We start from the raw sequence: 3,226 nt of genomic DNA, 5'->3' as shown, positions 1-3,226 counted from the left end.
TTATCTTATCTCTCAACACTTCCATTTATTATCAACAACAAAATGGTTAACTAAACCACGCTCTAAACCGTATGGAGCAAGTATTGCTCTAGTCGCAGGTAAATATTTAACCGGTTCTAATTCAATCATAGGAATATCATTTAAGTTAGTATTCATTACAAATGAATAACCTGAATAAACTAAAAACGGATCAAATAAATCTAAATAAGCATATGAACGAATTTTATTTTTAGTAATATAATTTTTACCGTATATGGAGTTAATCGCTTTTACATATGCATTTATATCATTACCGTCTTTATCTTTACCATCAAACTTAGTACTAAAAATATAACTTGCTTGATCTAGTCTTGTCCATAAATAACCTATACCGTAAGTAGGATTAATTTTGTTACTTGTCATATATCTATCTTTAATATTTTCAGATAACAAATAGCTTGCTTGAATCCCACCTGTATCTATAGCAATTTGCTTATGAACTTGCAAAGAATTAAAATCTTTAGTTTTAAAATATGTTGTACCCTCAAAAGGATCTACTTCATATTTTGTTACTTTTAAGTCAAACTCTCTTGCTCTTGCTCCATGACTGCCTATCTCATGATTACCTACCATAATCCAAGATGTAGCAGTAAATCTTGTAATATAACTTAAGATTTTCATAGCTATATTATCTGAATCGGCAAACATAGCATCATCTAATTGACGATAACCTTCAATCAATGACATAGCAGCATCACTACTTGCTCTTGAGGACATATTTTTATCATAAGTAATTACATAACTATAATTTTTCTTAGAATTTTCTTGAATTGTCATATCGTCATCAATATTTGATGCAGTTGCTAATACTGATGATGAATATAAAAGACAAGCAGCCATAGCTAAATTTAGTTTATTTAATTTCATAGTATCATTAATTTTTATTAATCATAAGTAGCTACGATATACTATTTTAAATTTGTAAAGTATTTTTTTAATATACCAAACTTGCGTATGTCCTTGACTTCTTTTGAAAATCCTCCTAGTTTCTTAAATAATAGATATTAAATAATTTTAAATTTATGAATAAAATCTATCCTTCGGCTGAAGCTGCACTTGAAGGACTTCTTTATGACGGCATGACTATAATGTCGGGCGGATTCGGTCTATGTGGTATTCCTGAAAATTTAATAAATGCACTTCTTAAAAGCAATGTTCAAAATTTAACGATTATAAGCAATAATTGCGGTGTTGATAATTTCGGACCTGGGCTTCTTCTTCAAACTAAACAAATAAAAAAAATGATTTCTTCGTATGTCGGAGAAAATAAGATTTTTGAGCAACAATATCTTGATAAAGTACTTGAGCTTGAATTAAACCCACAAGGAACTTTAGCTGAACGAATTAGAGCTGCTTGCATGGGAATTCCGGCTTTTTATACTAAAACAGGTATAGGTACAATAGTCGAAGAAGGTAAAGAAACAAAGGAGTTTAACGGCGAAAAATATATCATGGAAGCAGCGTTGCAAGCCGATCTTGCTATTATTAAAGGCTTTAAAGCTGATAAAAGCGGCAACGTGATTTACAATAAAACTGCACGAAATTTTAATGCAGTCATGGCAGGTGCCGCTAAAGTTACAGTTTGTGAAGTAGAGGAAATAGTTGAGGTGGGAGAACTTGACCCTAACAATATTCACACACCTAATATTTTCATACAGCGATTAATAGTAGGTGCAAAATATGAGAAACGTATTGAGCAATTAACCGTCAGGGAAAAATAAGATATGGCTTGGAGCAAAGAAGAAATTTATCAGATAACCGCAGAGGAACTTAAAGACGGATTATATGTCAATCTTGGTATAGGTATGCCTACGCATGTAGCAAATTATATACCTAAAGGAGTGAATGTAATATTTCAAAGCGAGAACGGTATGCTTGGTATGGGACCGTTTCCTTACGCAGGAGAGGAAGATCCTGATTTAATTAACGCCGGTAAGCAAACTATTACTGCTATTCCTGAAAGCAGCTATTTCGATAGTAGTTTTTCATTTGGGATGATTAGAGGTTCGCATGTCGATTTAACTATTTTAGGTGCTATGCAAGTCTCACAAAAAGGCGATCTTGCCAACTGGACTATTCCAGGTAAAATGGTTAAAGGTATGGGAGGAGCTATGGATTTGGTCGCTAACACCAAAAGAGTAGTTATTATAATGGAACATAACGCAAAAGACGGCGGTGCTAAATTATTAAAAGAATGCAGCTTTCCGTTAACAGGTAAAAAAGTAGTTAACAGAGTAATTACCGATCTTGGAATTTTTGATATTGATAAAGATGAAATGATATTAGTTAGAAAGGCTGACGATGTTACTATTGAGGAAATAAAGTCTAAAACTGAAGCCGAGTTTATTGTAGGCTTATAGGAGAGAGGTGATTAGTATGGCTCGATTTTCCTCCTGTCATCCCGTGATTTATTCACGGGATCCAGTTAAAAATATCAATAATATTGATATTTTTAGTTTTTTTCTGGATACCGTGGACAAGCCACGGTATGACAACGAAGGCGTTTTTCGAGCCATGCAACAACACGCTCCTCGCAATAACAATTTAGTTGTAATATTTATATGGAGAATAAAATGGTTAAAGTAGCTATCGTATATTAAGCGGGTACGGTCATACTGCAAAAGTAGCTGAAGAACTATACAAGAGCGTAAAAGAAGCAGGAGCAAATGTTTCTATTATACAAATAAATAAAGACAAACCTGATAATATCGATTGGGATTTATTAGATAATACGGATGCTATCGTTTTTGGAATCCCAACCTATATGGGTAGTTTAGCAGGTACATTTAAAACATTTATGGATTCTACCTCGGCAAAATGGGCCGAACAAAAATGGAAAGATAAAATAGCAGCAGCTTTTACTAATTCCGCTTCTTATTCAGGCGATAAGTTATGCAGTATTCAGCAGCTATTTCACTTCGCTATGCAGCATTGTATGATTTGGGTTGGGCAAGCGGAAAGCTCACCCAATTTTGCCGATCATGAGATGCCTGATCCGGATAAAATTAACCGCTTGGGTAGCTGGTCAGGACTTATAACTCAATCTAATCACAAATCCTCTCCTGATATTACTTCTACCGTGGGCGATTTAAAAACTGCTAATTTATTTGATAAAAGAATAGTTGAAGTAACTAAGAAGTTTAAAGGATAGATTTATATGGTGTTTTATGGAAGTGTTGAGAGATAA

Annotated in this window: 4 protein-coding genes and 1 pseudogene; 4 read left to right on the top strand and 1 reads right to left on the bottom strand. The window is 33.5% G+C overall.

Annotation, left to right across the window (positions count from 1 at the left end):
• Positions 1 to 12: 12 nt before the first annotated feature.
• Complete coding sequence (locus SB78_RS11155; RefSeq protein WP_241773786.1) at positions 13 to 906, bottom strand: hypothetical protein; 894 nt, start codon at positions 904 to 906, stop codon at positions 13 to 15.
• Positions 907 to 1,061: 155 nt separating this feature from the next.
• Here SB78_RS11155 and SB78_RS05610 point away from each other — a divergent pair, with 155 nt between their 5' ends.
• From SB78_RS05610 to SB78_RS11145, 4 genes and pseudogenes are all read left to right on the top strand, one after another.
• Positions 1,062 to 1,760 carry a CoA transferase subunit A gene (locus SB78_RS05610; RefSeq protein ID WP_041079229.1) on the top strand — a complete coding sequence of 233 codons (699 nt, stop codon included), beginning with the start codon at positions 1,062 to 1,064 and terminating at the stop codon, positions 1,758 to 1,760.
• A 3-nt stretch (positions 1,761 to 1,763) separates the two neighbouring features.
• On the top strand, positions 1,764 to 2,399 hold the full coding sequence (locus SB78_RS05605) for a 3-oxoacid CoA-transferase subunit B (protein WP_041079227.1): 636 nt from the start codon (positions 1,764 to 1,766) through the stop codon (positions 2,397 to 2,399).
• Positions 2,400 to 2,632: 233 nt separating this feature from the next.
• A pseudogene (locus SB78_RS11150) lies at positions 2,633 to 2,932 on the top strand (flavodoxin family protein); the annotation flags it as partial.
• A gap of 42 nt (positions 2,933 to 2,974) precedes the next feature.
• Positions 2,975 to 3,190 (top strand): hypothetical protein, encoded by a 216-nt coding sequence (locus tag SB78_RS11145; protein ID WP_041079230.1) that lies wholly within the window; start codon positions 2,975 to 2,977, stop codon positions 3,188 to 3,190.
• Positions 3,191 to 3,226 lie beyond the last annotated feature (36 nt).

This window comes from Rickettsia asembonensis, from assembly GCF_000828125.2.
Classification (GTDB): domain Bacteria; phylum Pseudomonadota; class Alphaproteobacteria; order Rickettsiales; family Rickettsiaceae; genus Rickettsia; species Rickettsia asembonensis.
Note: the sequence above shows the minus strand (reverse complement) of the source record. Positions and strands in the feature narration are given on the sequence as shown.

Excerpts from the sequence above, each read along its gene's own strand:
- SB78_RS11155 (WP_241773786.1), bottom strand. The coding sequence starts at position 906 with ATGAAATTAAATAAACTAAATTTAGCTATGGCTGCTTGTCTTTTATAT.
- SB78_RS05610 (WP_041079229.1), top strand. The coding sequence starts at position 1,062 with ATGAATAAAATCTATCCTTCGGCTGAAGCTGCACTTGAAGGACTTCTT.
- SB78_RS05605 (WP_041079227.1), top strand. The coding sequence starts at position 1,764 with ATGGCTTGGAGCAAAGAAGAAATTTATCAGATAACCGCAGAGGAACTT.
- SB78_RS11145 (WP_041079230.1), top strand. The coding sequence starts at position 2,975 with ATGATTTGGGTTGGGCAAGCGGAAAGCTCACCCAATTTTGCCGATCAT.